This window comes from Amycolatopsis sp. NPDC114484 (assembly GCF_055633755.1).
On sequence record NZ_JBVKDQ010000003.1, the window covers coordinates 619,418 to 633,590 of the forward strand.

A 14,173-nucleotide genomic window follows, 5' to 3' on the forward strand; every position below is an offset into this window, starting at 1 on the left:
GGCGACATGCCAGCGCGCACCGGCCGACCGCCGAAGATCTCCAAGGCCGACATCGTGGCCGCCGCTCACCGGGTCATCGAGGAAGACGGCATCGACGCGTTGACCATGCGGCGACTGGCCCGCGAAGTCGGCAGCACGGCGATGGCGCTGTACCACCACGTGCGCGACAAAGAGGGCATGCTTCTCCTGCTGCTGGACGACTACGCGCACCGCGAGATGCCTCGGCCGGAGAACCTCCCGGAGGAACCGGCAGAGCGGATCGTGACTGTCGCGAAGGCGATGCGGGACGGGCTGGCGAGTTGCCCGTGGATCGTGGACGTACTGCGCTCCGACGATCTGCTGTCAGTCGGAGGGCTCTGGTATCCGGAGAAAATCGTTGCGGCGGCGGTAAAAGCCGGACTGCCGACCGAAGCGGCGGTGGAGGTCTACCGAGCGGTGTGGCACTACACGCTGGGCGAGATCAGCTCCCGCGCGGCCGCCGCGCGACGGCGGGACCAAGGCGGCGACACCTACCGCGAGCGAGTCTTCGCGGAATTGGACGCGACGGAATTCCCGACGCTCGCCGAGATCGGGCCGCACTGGGAAACCCTTACCGCACAAGAAAGTTACGAACGAGGCGTACGCGCGCTCGTCGTGGGACTACTGCCGTGAGGGGAACCCTGAGGGAATCAGAGTCCCTCAGGGTTCCCCTCACGGACGGTCAGGCCCAGAGCTGACCGTCAAGCCGTTCTGCCGCTTCGTCCAGCGACCCGGAATACGCGCCGGTCGACAGGTACTTCCAGCCTGCGTCCGCGACCACGAAAGCCACGTCCGCCTTCTCGCCGCGAGCAGCGGCCTTCTCCGCGACCCCGAGAGCCGCGTGCAACACCGCGCCAGTGGAGATCCCGGCGAAAATGCCCTCGTGCTCCAGCAATTCCCGCGTCCGCCGGAGAGCGTCGTACGCCCCCACCGAATAGCGTCCGTTGAGCACACTCTCGTCGTAGAGCTCCGGCACGAACCCCTCGTCGAGGTTGCGCAGGCCGTACACCAGCTCGCCGTACCGCGGCTCGGCCGCGATGACCTGGACGTCCGGCTTGTGCTCGTGCAGGTACCGGCCCACTCCCACCAGCGTTCCGGTCGTCCCGAGCCCGCCGACGAAATGCGTCAGCGTCGGCAGGTCCTTCAGCAGCTCCGGCCCGGTCCCGCGATAGTGCGCGTCCGCGTTGGCCGGGTTGCCGTACTGGTAGAGCATCACCCAATCCGGGTTCTGCTTCGCCAGCTCCTTGGCCCGCCGCACCGCCTCGTTCGAGCCGCCCGCGGCGGGCGAGAACACGATCCGCGCGCCGTACGCCTGCAGCAGCTGCTTGCGTTCGGTGGAGGTGTTCTCCGGCATCACGCACACCAGGCCGTAGCCCTTGAGCTTCGCGGCCATGGCCAGCGAAATCCCGGTGTTGCCCGAGGTCGGTTCGAGGATCGTGGACCCCCGCCGCAGGATGCCGTCCCGCTCCGCCGCCTCGATCATGGCCAGCGCGGGCCGGTCCTTGATCGAGCCGGTCGGGTTGCGGTCCTCGAGCTTCGCCCACAGCCGCACCTCGTCGGTCGGCGAAAGCCGCGGCAGGCCGACCAGCGGGGTGCCGCCGAGGGTGTCGAGGAGGGACTCGTAGCGGGCCATCGGCTCAGCGCGCGCCGCCCGCGACGGCGGGCAGGATGGTGAGGGTGTCGCCGTCCTTGACCTCGGCGTCGAGCCCGCCGGAGAAGCGCACGTCCTCGTCGTTGACGTAGACGTTGATGAAGCGGTGCAGCTTCTCCTCCTTGACCAGGCGCGCCTTCAGCCCGGCGTGCCGCGACTCGACGTCGTCGATGATCTCGAGGACGGTCTTGCCCGCCGCCTCGACGGACTTCTCGCCGCCGGTGTGGGTGCGCAGGATGGTCGGGATGGACACGGTGACGGCCATGGTTCTTACCTCCGGGTGGGTTCCTAACACGCTGACGTATCGGACGCCGCGCTTTATTCCGCGGTCAGTCGAGGATCTCGACCGGCTCCTCGGTGATCTCGGCGTCCACGATCCGGTACGAGCGGAACTCGTCCGAATCGGGCTCTCTTGTCGAGACGAGCACGTAGTGCGCGTCGGGTTCGGCGGCGATGTTCGCGTCGGTGCGCGAGGGGTAGGCCTCGGTCGCGGTGTGCGAGTGGTAGATGACCACCGGGACCTCGTCGTTCGCGTCCATCTCGCGGTAGAGCTTGAGCAGGTCGCCCGAGTCGAACTCGTAGAACGTCGGCGAACGGGCCGCGTTCAGCATCGGGACGAACCGCTCGGGGCGGTCCGAGCCGGCAGGACCGGCCACCACCCCGCACGCTTCGTCGGGGTGGTCACGGCGGGCGTGGGCGACGATCTCGTCGACGAGTTCACGGCGGATCCGGAGCACACGGACATCTTAGTTCGTGGACCGAACGAGTCCACACTGTGAGAGCTACCGCTCATCCGCAGGTCAGGGCACAATAGCGGGATGCCGGTGTCCTCGAAGATCCGCGAACGCTGCCGTGCGCTGCTGGCCGAGGGGGACGTCGTCCAGTACGTGTTTCCCGCCACGTCGCTGATGGTGTCGATGATGGCCGCGCACCGGAACTTCCTGGTCGTGGTCACCGATCGGCACGTGACGGTGCTCGTCTGCAGCTCTTTCCGCCGGTGGAAGCCGGTTTCGGTGTGGGAGCAGCTGCCGCGCTCGACCGAGCTGGGCCCGGTGGACGTGCATCCGTCGCTCGGGCCGACCGTGTCGTTCGGCGATCTGGTGCTGGAGATCGACGAGGAGTACGTGGCCGCCGTGCGCGCCGCCGACCTCGAGCGAAGCGAGGACGCCCTCCCGCAGGACCCGTTCTGACCTCAGCCCAGCGCCTCCGGCCACACATCCCGATACGCCGGGACGCCAGCCGCGGAGGTCGCCGACAGCAGCCCGTGCACCATCGCCCGCGAGAACACCCGCGCCGCCGCGGCACACAGCGCGTCCAACGCGCCCGCGCGCGCTGCCACCGCGAATGACCCGGGCTCGCCGGGCAGTTCGCGCGCGCCCGTCGCCAGTGCGAACACGGTGTCTCCGTCGAACATCGAATGCGCCGGACGCACCGCGCGCGCCAACCCGTCCTGCGCGGCCACCGTCAACCGGCGTGCCTCGGCCTTCGTCAGCGCCGCGTCGCAAGCCACCACACCGATCGTGGTGTTCAGATCGGTCCGCTGCCCCGGGACCTCGCCCGGCCGATCCGGCCAGCGGACGCCGAACTCTCCGTTCACCTCGTGGTCTCCGGCGAAGGCCCGCCCGGTCGCGAAATCCACCGCCTGGCCCGCCGCGTTCACCGCGACGATCGCGCCGACGGTCACCTCTCCGACAACCTCGCTCGCCGTTCCGATGCCACCCTTGAGAGAGCCGACCACCGCGCCCGAGCCCGCGCCGACGGTGCCCATCTCGACGGCTTCCCCGGCTGCTTCGCAAGCGGCGTAACCGAAATCGGCATCCGGCCGATTGCCCCACGCGCTGCGCGGCAGGTCGAACAGCACCGCCGCGGGCACGATCGGCACCACCTCATACGGTTGCGCCCCAACGGGAAACCCGTAGTTCCGCTCCGACAGCCACCGCATCACGCCGTCCGCCGCCGCGAGTCCGTACGCGCTGCCGCCGGAAAGGCAGACCGCGTTGACTTGCTGCACCAGGTTTTCCGGCTCCAGCAGATTGGTTTCGCGTGTGCCGGGCGCGCCGCCGCGCTGATCGACCGTGCCGGTCGCGCCGTCCGGCACGAGAACGACAGTGGTTCCGGAAGCCCAGCCGTCGTCAAGCCTCTGGTGATGGCCTACGAGCACGCCGGGAACGTCGGTGATTTTCCCGCCAGTCAGCCGGTCAGCGCTTGGATCAGCGTCTCCTGCACCCATGTCAGCCAATGGTAGACGCCCAGATGGGGTGCGCGGGGGTCGTCGTCCGGCAGTTCGTCGGGCATGTCCTCGGTGACGTCGAGCGCCGTGCCCAGCGCCAGCCGGACATCGTTCAGCGCGCCGAGCCACGCGTCGGCCTGCTCGAAGGTCAGCTTCACCGAACCGCCGTCGCGCGGGAGCGTGTCGAGCACGATCTTCGCGACGCCGACCTTCTTCTCCAGCAGCTCCGGCTCGTGCAGCGACCGCATCGCCGCCGCCGAATCGAGATCCTCGCGGCTCGGGTTGTCCGGGTCGAGCCGGTGGAAGTCCGGCAGCAGCCGCGACAGCACCGGGTCGTCCGGCGATTCGGCGGGGCCGGTGCGGATCCCGGTCAGCTCGGCGAGCTCGTCCTGCGGGGCCTCCTCGGCCCGCGCGGTGAGCATGTCCTCGAGCTGTCCGACCAGCCCGCGCAGCACCGCGGCTTCCTGCTGTTCGAACCCGGCGAGAATGGCGTCCCCCTTGCGCCGCCAGGCCTTCACGAGGGCTGTTCCATGGTCGCCCACAGGCCCGCCGCGTGCAGCTTCGCCACGTCGGTCTCCACCTTCTCCTTCGACCCGGACGACACGATCGCCCTGCCCTTGTTGTGCACGTCGAGCATCAGCTTCGTGGCGTGGTCCCGGCTGTAGCCGAACAGCTTCTGGAGGACGTACGTCACGTACGACATCAGGTTGACCGGGTCGTTCCAGACGATCGTCCGCCAGGGCTGGTCGGATTCGGCCAGCTCGGCCCCGAGTGGATCGACCTGCGTCTGTTCGGATGCGACAGGCGTGGACATGCACACCATGGTGTCACGGGGGCATCCCGGTACGCCGCGCCAGGTCCGTCCATGTGAGTGAATAGGCTGCTCCCATGGGTTCCCCCGAGCCGGTCACCAGCGCCAGCACGGCGCTGCTCACCGACCATTACGAGCTGACCATGCTGGCGAGCGCGCTCGCGGACGGGACGGCCGCCCGTCCGTGCGTGTTCGAAGTCTTCGCGCGGCGGCTTCCCGACGGCCGCCGCTACGGCGTCGTCGCGGGCACCGCGCGCGTGCTCGACGCGATCGCCGACTTCCGGTTCACCGACGCCGAGCTGACCATGCTGGAGCAGACCGCGGTCGTCGACCCGGAAACGCTGGCGTGGCTGGCCGACTACGAGTTCCGCGGCGACATCGACGGCTACCGCGAAGGCGAGCTGTACTTCCCCGGTTCGCCGATCCTCACCGTGACCGGCAGTTTCGCCGAAGCGGTGGTGCTGGAGACGGTGGTGCTGTCGATCCTCAACCACGACAGCGCGATCGCGTCCGCGGCGGCGCGGATGTCCGGCGCGGCGCACGGCAGGCCGATCATCGAGATGGGCGGACGGCGCACGCACGAGTACGCCGCGGTCGCCGCCGCGCGCGCCTCGTACCTGGCCGGATTCGCCACGACGTCGAACCTCGAAGCGGGCCGCCGCTACGGGATCCCGACCCGCGGCACCGTCGCGCACGCGTTCATGCTGCTGCACGACAGCGAGGAAGCGGCGTTCCGCGCACAGGTCAGCAAAATGGGCGCGGACACCACGCTTCTGGTGGACACCTACGACATCACCGCGGGCATCGAGGCGGCCGTGCGCGTCGCCGGTCCGGAGCTGGGCGCGATCCGGATCGATTCCGGAGACGTCGGCCCGCTCGCCCGCAAGGCCCGCGACCAGCTCGACTCGCTCGGCGCGAAAGACACCCGGATCGTGGTGTCCGGCGACCTCGACGAGCACGCGATCGCCGCGCTGCGCGCGGAACCGGTGGACGCCTACGGAGTGGGCACCTCGGTGGTCACCGGATCCGGCGCGCCGACCGCCGGGATGGTGTACAAGCTGGTCGAGGTCGACGGCAGGCCGGTCGCGAAACGCAGTGCGCACAAGGAATCCCGGGGCGGGCGCAAGCACGCGCTGCGGCGGCACCGCAGCACCGGGACCGCGGTCGAGGAAGTGGTCTGGACCGCCGCCAGCGACCGCCCGGAAGCCGGCGAGAACGATCTCGACCTGCAGATCCCCCTGGTGCGCGAGGGCGCGCCGGTGGATGATCTGCCCACGCTGGACGACGCGCGTGCCCGCCTGCGGCGCGCGCAGGTGAGCCTGCCGTGGGAGGGCCTCAAGCTCTCGCACGGCGAGCCCGCGATACCGACGACTTTTCTGTAGGGAGCCGACCATGGGAACCGCGCTGATCGTGGTGGATGTGCAGAACGACTTCTGCGAGGGAGGCTCGCTCGGCCTGCCGGGCGGGGCGGCCGCCGCGGCGGCCATCTCGCAGCGGATGGCCGACGGCGGCTACACCCACATCGTCGCCACTCGCGACCACCACATCGACCCGGGCGACCACTTCAGCGATACGCCCGACTTCAACACCAGCTGGCCGCGGCACTGCGTCGCGGGCACGGCGGGCGCGTCGTTCCACTCGGCGCTGGACGTGGTGCCGGTCGAGGCGGTGTTCTCGAAGGGCGAGTACACCGCCGCGTACTCCGGTTTCGAGGGCAAGTCCGGCGACGGCAAGACACTCGAGGAATGGCTTCGCGCGCATGACGTGACCGACGTCGACGTCGTCGGCATCGCCACTGACTTCTGCGTGCGCGCCACCGCTCTCGACGCCGCGGGTGCCGGGTTCAAGGTGCAGGTGCTGCTGGACCTGACCGTCGGCGGTTCGCAGCCGACAGTGGACGCGACGCTGAAGGACTTCGACGAGGCGGGCGTGCGCTACACCGGCACGCCCGCGCTGCCGCCCGCCTGACCGGTCACGGCTTGGGCGCGCCGCCCTTGCCGTACGGATCGCACGCCGCGGTGCCGAGGTAGATGTCCCCGCTCGCCGGACCGCCTTGCGGGAACAGCTTCACGTGCACCGCGTGCGTGACCAGGCTGCCGTCGGCGGGCTGCGGCGTCACGGTCTCGTTCAACGTGATCGTGGCCAGCGCCGTGCCCGCCGCGCCGCCGGGGATCGTGACGCGGTAGTTAGCCGGGATCGACGACGGCATGGCGAAGCCGGAGACCTCGCCGATCGACATCGTGCCGGTGCTGCCCGAATCCTCCGTGGTGGCACAGCCGACCGAGTACGTGCGGACCTTCAGCTCGGGCCCGCCGTACCGGGTGAGCAGGTCGGATTCGAACCGCTGCCCGCCGGTCTTCACCTGCGCGACCGAGCCCTTCCGCTCACAGGTGGTGCCGCCGAAGCCGAACACCGCGACCTCGCCCGCCGCGCCGCCGGGGGTGCGCGCGGACGCCGGTCCGTCGGCGTCGCAGCGCGCCAATTCTCCGGTGACCACGTGCTCGTGGTCCACCAGCACGTCGAGGCTGCCCGCGGAACCCCAGCCGGTGGACGTCGGCGGATCGGCGTGCGCCACCGCCGGTGCCGCCGCCAGCAGAACCCCGGTGACCAGCAGGATCCGTCCGCGCATTCGCCCTGTCTCCCTTCGCCCGTGCTTCGACATCGGCAGCGCGGCAGGGGTCCCAAACGTCGACTGGGACAGCTCACCCGGACGTGTGGCGGAAGACAGGGGTGGTGAGGAACGCAACTTGTCTCGTTCCGCCGCCTCGCTCGACGATAACCTGCCCGGACGTCCGTTTTCCGTGGTTGGAGGTCCCGTGTCGTCACTGTCTCTCCCGGCCCGCCGTCAGGTGCTGGCCGACCTCGTGCCCGGCACCCTGGTGCGCGACCTGACGCTGGTCGCCGGCGGAGCCGTGCTCACCGGCGCGGCCGCGCAGCTGGTCATCCCGCTTCCGGGCACGCCGGTGCCGATGACCGGCCAGACCTTCGCCGCGCTGCTCGTCGGCGCGACGCTCGGCATGCGCCGCGGCGCCGCCTCGATGCTGCTGTACTTGCTCGTCGGCGCGGCCGGCGTGCCGTGGTTCCAGGGCGGGACGTCCGGGCTGTCCGGAGCCTCGGCGGGCTACATCGTCGGCTTCGTGTTCGCCGGTGCGCTCGTGGGCGCGCTCGCCCGCCGCGGCGGCGACCGCACCCCGCTGCGCACGGCGGGGACCATGGTGCTCGGCAACCTCGCGATCTACGCCTTCGGCGTGCCGTGGCTGATGGCCGTCACCGGGTTCGACCTCGCCACCGCTTTCGACAAGGGCGTCACGCCGTTTCTCGTGGGTGACGTGCTGAAGACCGTGGTCGCGGCCGGGGTGCTGCCGCTCGCGTGGGCCGCGGTTTCGCGGTTCCGCAAGGAAGACTGAGCCGTAATTCCGGGAGCTTCGATCCGGCGCGAGGGGTCCGTTCGCGCCGGATCGAAGATCCTGTCGGACCTGGCGGCTATCGTGTCTCGCTGTGCCCGCCCGAACCGATTTCCCCGGCGTCCTCGAACTCCTCACCCACGCGGTGGAGTCTGTCGGCGGCTCTGAACGCCCCGGCCAGGTGAAGATGGCCGATGCCGTCGGCCACGCCATCCGCACCGGCGAACACCTCGCCGTGCAAGCGGGAACGGGTACCGGCAAATCGCTGGCGTACCTGGTGCCCGCGATCCGGCACGCGGTGGAGAAAGACACCACCGTCGTCGTCTCCACGGCCACCATCGCGTTGCAGCGCCAGCTGGTCGACCGTGATCTCCCGCGCCTTGCCAAGGCGCTCAAGAAGCCGCTCGGGCGCGAACCGACCTTCGCGATCCTCAAGGGCCGCCGCAACTATCTGTGCCTGCACCGGCTCGACACCGGCCCGGCCGACGAGCCAGACGACGCGCAGCTGTTCGACCCGTTCGCGGTGTCCCGGCTGGGCAAGGAAGTCACGCGGCTGCACGAGTGGACGTCGGACACCGAGACCGGCGACCGCGACGAGCTGGTGCCCGGCGTGTCCGACCAGGCGTGGCGGCAGGTTTCCGTCACCGCTCGGGAATGTCTCGGCGCCGCGAAGTGCCCGGTCGGCACCGATTGCTTCGCCGAACGCGCGCGAGCAGAGGCGGGCCGCGCCGATGTCGTGGTCACCAACCACGCGCTGCTGGCCATCGACGCGCTGCAGGGCTACCAGGTGCTGCCGGACCACGATCTCGTGATCATCGACGAGGCACACGACCTGGTCGACCGGGTCACGTCGGTCGCGACCGGCGAACTCACCAGCGCCATGGTCTCGGCCGCCGCGCGCCGCTGCGGAAAACTGATGGACGCGGGGATCGCGGACCGGCTGCTGGAGTCGTCGGACGGGCTCGCGCTGATCCTCGACGACATCCCCGCCGGAAGGCTCGACGCGCTGCCGAAGCCGTTGCAGGGCGCGATCCCGGCGGTGCGCGACGCGGCGAAGGAGTGCCTCACCGCGCTGGGCTCGGATCGCAAGGAAGACGTCGGCGAGGCGACCGCGCGCAAGCTGGCTCGGTCGCTGCTGGAAGAAGTGCACGACACCGCGGTGCGGCTGCTCGACGCGTACGACGAGGATCTGGCGCACCAGCGCGACGTCGTCTGGCTGACCGGGGACAGGTACTCGGCGAATCCGCGACCACCGGCGTTGAAAGTCGCGCCGCTGGGCGTGGCAGGGCTGTTGCGGGAGCGCGTGTTCAACCAGCACACCACCGTGCTGACCTCGGCGACGCTCACCCTCGGCGGCGAATTCGACACCATGGCACGGCAATGGGGTCTCCCGCCGAGCGGTCCGCGCGTGGTGAAGTCACCGGGCACGGCCACCGACAAGGAAGCCCCGTCGGACGAGGACAGCGGCCCGAAGTGGACCGGGCTGGACGTCGGATCGCCGTTCGACCACCGCCGCAACGGCATTCTCTACCTAGCCAAACACCTGCCGCCGCCGGGCCGCGACGGACTCGCCGAGTCCACAATGGACGAACTGGCCGCACTGGTCGAAGCCGCGGGCGGCCGCACGTTGGGTCTGTTCTCCTCGATGCGCGCGGCGAAACAGGCCGCGGAGGCCATGCGGGAACGGCTCGACCACCCGATCCTCTGCCAGGGCGACGACGCCACGCCGTTGCTGGTGCGGCAGTTCTCCGAAGACGCGCGCACGTGTCTGTTCGGCACGCTCACGCTCTGGCAAGGCGTGGACGTGCCGGGGCCTTCGCTGCAGCTGGTGGTAGTGGACCGGATCCCATTCCCCCGCCCAGACGATCCGGTGTCGTCTGCCCGCCAACGCGCGGTAGAAGCCCGGGGCGGCAACGGATTCCTCACCGTCGCCGCGACACACGCGGCACTCCTGCTGGCGCAGGGCACCGGACGGTTGCACCGCTCAGTCACCGACCGCGGCGTGGTGGCAGTGCTGGACTCCCGACTGGCCACCGCACGCTACGGCGGTTTCCTGCGCGCGTCGCTGCCGCCGTTCTGGCCGACGACAGATCCGCAGGTCGCACGAGACGCACTGAAGCGACTCGACGCGGCCGCGCCCGCCTGACCGAGCGCACGGGACAGGCGGGTACGGTGAGTGGAACGAACACGACAGGGAGCACCGTTGACCCAGGATTCGTCCAGCGCACAATCCCGGACCGTCAGTGTTGACGACACCGGGGTGCGGCGCCGGCTCGCCGATGGCAGCGAAGAAGCTGTGACGTGGTCAGAACTGCAATCCGTCATGGTGAGAGTGATCCCGGACGGCCCCTGGAACGAAGACGTCTTCTTCATGCTGGTCGGCAACGACGGCAAAGGCACCGCGGTCCCGAGCGGCGACCCGGCCGCGGACGCCCTCATCGAACGCCTGCAGACCTTGCCCGGCTTCGACAACGAGAAGTTCATCGAGGCGATGACCACGGACGCTGACCAGGCGTACGTGGTGTGGCAGAGCTGATCCGGGCTCGCTGAAGCACGGTTCCAGAGCTGGTTTTGTTGCGGCTTTCGGTGCTGGGTTTCGCTGCTTCGTCCCGGCCGGAAACCTTTGCTGGACAAGGGTTTCCGGGCTGCGGCTTCGACCGTGCGGCCACGGCAGGTCGGCGGCGGCGCTGCCTCGCCCATCACCGCGGCTCAGCGACCCCACTGCGGGAGCCTCTCTGCGCCGCGGCAACTCAGCGATCACACGGCAAGAACCGCCCGGTGCCGCAGCTCGGCGACCTCACTGCAACCACCGCCCGCCACGGCCCTCAGCGACCGCATTGCGAGGCACAGCCCGCGACGACAGTCTGCAATCCCACCGCGAGACCGGCCGCAGCCATGGCGGCACTCGCAATTGCCATGACCGCCCGCCACGGCAGCGACCGCACCGCGAAACCCGCTCGCTACGGCAACTGAGCACTCCCACTGCAAGACCGGCCACGGTGGCTCACCGATCGCACCGGCGAGCCAGCCAGCCGCCCCGCCCCGGGAACGGCCCGCCGCCACGGCTCAGCAACCCCACCCCGGAACCGGCCCGCCATCACGGCTCAGCTACCCCGCCACGAGAACGGGCCCGCCACACCAGCTCGGCTACTCCACCGCAGGAACGGCCCACCGCACCAGCTCGGCAATCTCGCCGCAAGAACCGGCCAGCCACACCAGCCCGGCTACCCCGCCGCAAGAACGGCCCACCGCACCAGCTCGGCAATCCCACCGCAAGAACCGGCCAGCCACACCAGCCCAGCAACCCCGCCGCAAGAACGGCCCACCGCACCAGCCCGGCAACCCACGCCCGCCACCACGGCGCGGCCGCCCCACCTCACCAACCACCCGCCGCAGCTCAGGCGGTCGGGAAGGTCTCCGTCACCGGAATGCCCTTCTTCAACGTCCGGCTCACCGTGCACAGCCGCTCGATCGCCCGGTCCACCGCGCCCGCCAGCGCCTCTCGCTGAGCGTCGTCCAGGCCCGACACATCGACGTCGAACGCCACCTGCACCGCGTCCAGTTCCGACGCCCCCTCGCGCCGGTCGGCCGTCACCGAGACCCGGAACTTCGAGTCCTCGCCCACCCGTCGCGTGATCAGCTGTTCCGCCGTCACCGCGGAGCAGCCCGCAGCCGCGATCTGCAGCAGTTCCGCCGGGGAGAACGCGCCCTCCGCGCCGGCCCGGCCCAGTCGCACCTCCGCGCCGCGCTCATTGCGGCCGACGAAGCTGTGCGTGCCTTCGCGCTGTACTTCCAAGGTCATCGGAGACGCCTTTCCACCCGTCGAATCACTGCATTGGCCCAACCGCGAGGGTCACGCCGATGTTCCGGGCTGCTGCGCCAGCACGGTGATCGTGCCGGGGTCGACCTCGGTGAATCCCGCGTCCCGGACGGCGATCACGCGGTTGTCGCGCCAGCCTGCCTCCGGGTCGTCGACCGGGCACAGTTCCTTCCACTTGCCCGGGCTGGGCGTGCGCACCGCGACCCGATAGTCCTTCGCCGCCCACGCCGCCAGTTCGTCGTCCGGCAGCAGCGACGCGAGGATCATCGTGGCGTGCCCGACCTGCGCGGACGCCTTGCCGACGGTCATCGGAACGTCCGGATTCAGCATCAGCAACGGGACGTCGGCCGGGGCCGGGCCAGGAGTGTCGGCGGGCAGTTCGCTGCCGGAGATCTGCAGCCGCGAGACCTCCTTCGGGGTCTCCTTGACCAGGCCGGGCACGAGCGCCCGCGCCTGCGCGCCGTCGACCTCGATGGTGATTCCCGGCTGGTCGAGCACCGCCTGCCAGTGCGCGCCACGGGCCCGCCGCGCGACCTTCCGGATCCGGTTGTCGAGCCACGCGTGCACCGGCTCGGCCCATTCGCCGCCGGGCTCGACGCGTTCGTCCAGGCACACCGCCAGCGCCGCCGCGGCCGCCGCTTCGAGCAGCGCCGTCCGGCCCGGCGGTTCGGCGCGTTCGATCCGCAGGATGATCGGCATCGCGCGGACCTCGTCCGGGTTTTCGTCCGAGGTGTCCGAGGTGTCTTCGGCGGGGAGGCCGAGCCACGAGGCGTACCGGCTGCGCAGCGGTTCGAGCAGAGGGTTCACGGGCGGGCCAATTCGAGTCCGTCGGCCGCGTCCGCCGCCTCGACCTCGGCGCGCGTAACGCCGAGGACGAACAGCACCGCGTCGAGGTACGGGTGCGAGAGCGCGGTGTCGGCGACCTCGCGCAGCGCGGGCTTGGCGTTGAACGCGACGCCCATGCCCGCCGCGGCGAGCATGTCGATGTCGTTGGCCCCATCGCCGACCGCGACACACGCGCCGAGCGGAATCCCGTACTCACCGGCGAACCGGCGCAGCGCGGTCGCCTTGCCCGCGCGGTCCACGATGTCGCCGACCACACGGCCGGTGAGCTTGCCGTCGACGACCTCCAGTTCGTTGGCCGCCGCGAAGTCGAGGCCGAGGTCGTCCACGAGATGGTCGATGACCTGGGTAAACCCGCCGGACACGACGCCGCAGCGGAAACCCATGCGCTTCAGCGTCCGGACGGTCGTGCGGGCCCCCGGGGTCAGCTCGAGCTTCGCCGCGACCTCGTCCATCACGCTGGCGGGCAGCCCGGCCAGCAGCGAGACGCGCCTTTCCAGCGACTCCGCGAAGTTCAGCTCGCCGCGCATCGCGGCCTCAGTGATCTCGCGGACCTGCTCCTCGACCCCGGCGTACGCGCCGAGCATCTCGATGACCTCGCCCTGCACGAGCGTGGAATCGACGTCGAAGACCACCAGCCGCTTCGCCCGGCGCGTGATGCCCGCGCGCTCGACGGCGATGTCGATGTTGGCCTCGGGCGCCGCGTCGGCCAGCATGGACCGGAGTTCGGCGTCGGCTTCTTCGTTGTCTTCGCGCACCGAGACGTACAGTTCGAGCCCGGTCACCGGGTAGTCGGCGACGCTGCGAATCGAGTCGATGTTCGCCCCGACGCCCGCCAGCCGCCGCGCGATCTCGGAGAACGCCCGCGCGGTCACCGGACGCCCGAGCAAGACGAGCACGTGCGACGAATCGCGTCGGCCGAGCGCGAACGGATCCGCACCGATCGCGTCGCCGATCCGGACCTCGACCTCCATGCCGACGGTCGCCATCGCCTGCTCGACAGATTCCTGGAGCCCCTCGGGGTCGCGGTAGACGCCGGCGAGCACGCCGAGCACGAGCTGCCCGCGGATGACCACCTGCTCGATGTCGAGCACGTCCACGTCGTGCCGCGTGAGCACGGCGAACAGCACGGACGAGACCCCGGGCTTGTCCGGACCGGTCGTGGTGATGAGGACGGGAGTCTGGCTCACTGGTTCGGTATCCCTCGTTCGTCTCGGCACCGACGCTTAGGCCACGGCGAGTCGGCACGCCCAGTCTGGCCTCCAGCGGCGGCGGGCAGAACGCCCCCGTGCCGTGCTTCACACCGCCGGTGCCACTAACGGGCGACGGGTGGGGCGGGGAGAGCGGGGCAAGGCCTGGTTCAGCCACGGTGATGGGCGGGGTGGGAGGGGTGGGA

The 14,173-nt window shown here is 70.4% G+C and carries 17 protein-coding genes; 7 read left to right on the plus strand and 10 right to left on the minus strand.

From position 1 onward, the window contains the following. The first annotated feature begins 6 nt into the window (after positions 1–6). Positions 7–651 carry a TetR/AcrR family transcriptional regulator gene (locus ACZ7SW_RS12180; protein WP_470230437.1) on the plus strand — a complete coding sequence of 215 codons (645 nt, stop codon included), beginning with the start codon at positions 7–9 and terminating at the stop codon, positions 649–651. Between the two features lie 49 nt (positions 652–700). Here ACZ7SW_RS12180 and ACZ7SW_RS12185 read toward each other — a convergent pair whose 3' ends face one another. From ACZ7SW_RS12185 to ACZ7SW_RS12195, 3 genes are all read right to left on the minus strand, one after another. Continuing rightward, on the minus strand, positions 701–1,651 hold the full coding sequence (locus ACZ7SW_RS12185; protein WP_470230438.1) for a PLP-dependent cysteine synthase family protein: 951 nt from the start codon (positions 1,649–1,651) through the stop codon (positions 701–703). 4 nt (positions 1,652–1,655) lie between these two features. Beyond that, positions 1,656–1,934 (minus strand): MoaD/ThiS family protein, encoded by a 279-nt coding sequence (locus ACZ7SW_RS12190; protein ID WP_370934711.1) that lies wholly within the window; start codon positions 1,932–1,934, stop codon positions 1,656–1,658. Positions 1,935–1,998: 64 nt separating this feature from the next. Continuing rightward, complete coding sequence (locus ACZ7SW_RS12195) at positions 1,999–2,406, minus strand: M67 family metallopeptidase (protein ID WP_470230439.1); 408 nt, start codon at positions 2,404–2,406, stop codon at positions 1,999–2,001. 81 nt (positions 2,407–2,487) lie between these two features. On the opposite strand from ACZ7SW_RS12195, the gene ACZ7SW_RS12200 reads away from it, so the two are divergent. Beyond that, positions 2,488–2,859: a hypothetical protein gene (locus ACZ7SW_RS12200; RefSeq protein WP_470230440.1), complete on the plus strand. Its 372-nt coding sequence runs from the start codon at positions 2,488–2,490 to the stop codon at positions 2,857–2,859. A 2-nt stretch (positions 2,860–2,861) separates the two neighbouring features. Here ACZ7SW_RS12200 and ACZ7SW_RS12205 read toward each other — a convergent pair whose 3' ends face one another. Genes ACZ7SW_RS12205 through clpS form a run of 3 tightly spaced genes read right to left on the minus strand, consistent with a single transcriptional unit; the run spans position 2,862 to position 4,713 of the window. Then, a complete protein-coding gene (locus ACZ7SW_RS12205; RefSeq protein ID WP_470230441.1) occupies positions 2,862–3,899 on the minus strand; it encodes a P1 family peptidase in 1,038 nt (345 codons plus the stop codon). Further along, a complete protein-coding gene (locus ACZ7SW_RS12210; protein ID WP_067593672.1) occupies positions 3,860–4,417 on the minus strand; it encodes a DUF2017 domain-containing protein in 558 nt (185 codons plus the stop codon). The genes ACZ7SW_RS12205 and ACZ7SW_RS12210 overlap by 40 nt, the downstream gene beginning before the upstream one ends. Further along, a complete protein-coding gene (gene clpS / locus ACZ7SW_RS12215; RefSeq protein WP_067593947.1) occupies positions 4,414–4,713 on the minus strand; it encodes an ATP-dependent Clp protease adapter ClpS in 300 nt (99 codons plus the stop codon). Before clpS ends, ACZ7SW_RS12210 begins: the two co-directional genes overlap by 4 nt. Before the next feature lie 74 nt (positions 4,714–4,787). On the opposite strand from clpS, the gene ACZ7SW_RS12220 reads away from it, so the two are divergent. Continuing rightward, positions 4,788–6,092, plus strand: coding sequence for a nicotinate phosphoribosyltransferase (locus tag ACZ7SW_RS12220; protein WP_470230442.1), 1,305 nt, complete (start codon positions 4,788–4,790; stop codon positions 6,090–6,092). Between the two features lie 10 nt (positions 6,093–6,102). Beyond that, positions 6,103–6,678, plus strand: a complete 576-nt coding sequence (locus tag ACZ7SW_RS12225) for an isochorismatase family protein (RefSeq protein ID WP_470230443.1) — start codon at positions 6,103–6,105, stop codon at positions 6,676–6,678. A 4-nt stretch (positions 6,679–6,682) separates the two neighbouring features. On the opposite strand, the gene ACZ7SW_RS12230 is transcribed toward ACZ7SW_RS12225, so the two are convergent. Beyond that, positions 6,683–7,339 (minus strand): choice-of-anchor P family protein, encoded by a 657-nt coding sequence (locus ACZ7SW_RS12230; protein ID WP_470230444.1) that lies wholly within the window; start codon positions 7,337–7,339, stop codon positions 6,683–6,685. A 187-nt stretch (positions 7,340–7,526) separates the two neighbouring features. Between ACZ7SW_RS12230 and ACZ7SW_RS12235 the strand changes: the two genes are divergently transcribed. The 3 genes from ACZ7SW_RS12235 (at position 7,527) to ACZ7SW_RS12245 (ending at position 10,650) form a co-directional block, all read left to right on the plus strand. Beyond that, a complete protein-coding gene (locus ACZ7SW_RS12235) occupies positions 7,527–8,117 on the plus strand; it encodes a biotin transporter BioY (RefSeq protein ID WP_470230445.1) in 591 nt (196 codons plus the stop codon). A gap of 91 nt (positions 8,118–8,208) precedes the next feature. Continuing rightward, complete coding sequence (locus tag ACZ7SW_RS12240; RefSeq protein ID WP_470230446.1) at positions 8,209–10,260, plus strand: ATP-dependent DNA helicase; 2,052 nt, start codon at positions 8,209–8,211, stop codon at positions 10,258–10,260. Between the two features lie 57 nt (positions 10,261–10,317). Continuing rightward, positions 10,318–10,650, plus strand: a complete 333-nt coding sequence (locus ACZ7SW_RS12245; protein WP_009082506.1) for a hypothetical protein — start codon at positions 10,318–10,320, stop codon at positions 10,648–10,650. 861 nt (positions 10,651–11,511) lie between these two features. Here ACZ7SW_RS12245 and ACZ7SW_RS12250 read toward each other — a convergent pair. The 3 genes from ACZ7SW_RS12250 to serB are packed head-to-tail and all read right to left on the minus strand — an operon-like array spanning position 11,512 to position 13,967. Then, entirely contained in the window at positions 11,512–11,916 is a 405-nt protein-coding gene (locus ACZ7SW_RS12250) for an OsmC family protein (RefSeq protein WP_470230447.1), read from the minus strand. A gap of 51 nt (positions 11,917–11,967) precedes the next feature. Next, the gene (locus tag ACZ7SW_RS12255) at positions 11,968–12,741 is read right to left on the minus strand and encodes a peptidyl-tRNA hydrolase (RefSeq protein WP_470230448.1); all 774 of its coding nucleotides are present in this window, start codon (positions 12,739–12,741) and stop codon (positions 11,968–11,970) included. Beyond that, entirely contained in the window at positions 12,738–13,967 is a 1,230-nt protein-coding gene (gene serB / locus ACZ7SW_RS12260; RefSeq protein ID WP_470230449.1) for a phosphoserine phosphatase SerB, read from the minus strand. The genes ACZ7SW_RS12255 and serB overlap by 4 nt, the downstream gene beginning before the upstream one ends. Between the last annotated feature and the right edge of the window lie 206 nt (positions 13,968–14,173).

Bases quoted from the DNA above. Each gene is read 5' to 3' on its own strand.
- ACZ7SW_RS12185 (WP_470230438.1), bottom strand. From the start codon at position 1,651: ATGGCCCGCTACGAGTCCCTCCTCGACACCCTCGGCGGCACCCCGCTG.
- ACZ7SW_RS12190 (WP_370934711.1), bottom strand. From the start codon at position 1,934: ATGGCCGTCACCGTGTCCATCCCGACCATCCTGCGCACCCACACCGGC.
- ACZ7SW_RS12225 (WP_470230443.1), top strand. From the start codon at position 6,103: ATGGGAACCGCGCTGATCGTGGTGGATGTGCAGAACGACTTCTGCGAG.
- clpS (WP_067593947.1), bottom strand. From the start codon at position 4,713: ATGTCCACGCCTGTCGCATCCGAACAGACGCAGGTCGATCCACTCGGG.
- ACZ7SW_RS12200 (WP_470230440.1), top strand. From the start codon at position 2,488: ATGCCGGTGTCCTCGAAGATCCGCGAACGCTGCCGTGCGCTGCTGGCC.
- ACZ7SW_RS12180 (WP_470230437.1), top strand. From the start codon at position 7: ATGCCAGCGCGCACCGGCCGACCGCCGAAGATCTCCAAGGCCGACATC.
- ACZ7SW_RS12230 (WP_470230444.1), bottom strand. From the start codon at position 7,339: ATGCGCGGACGGATCCTGCTGGTCACCGGGGTTCTGCTGGCGGCGGCA.
- ACZ7SW_RS12220 (WP_470230442.1), top strand. From the start codon at position 4,788: ATGGGTTCCCCCGAGCCGGTCACCAGCGCCAGCACGGCGCTGCTCACC.
- ACZ7SW_RS12205 (WP_470230441.1), bottom strand. From the start codon at position 3,899: ATGGGTGCAGGAGACGCTGATCCAAGCGCTGACCGGCTGACTGGCGGG.
- ACZ7SW_RS12250 (WP_470230447.1), bottom strand. From the start codon at position 11,916: ATGACCTTGGAAGTACAGCGCGAAGGCACGCACAGCTTCGTCGGCCGC.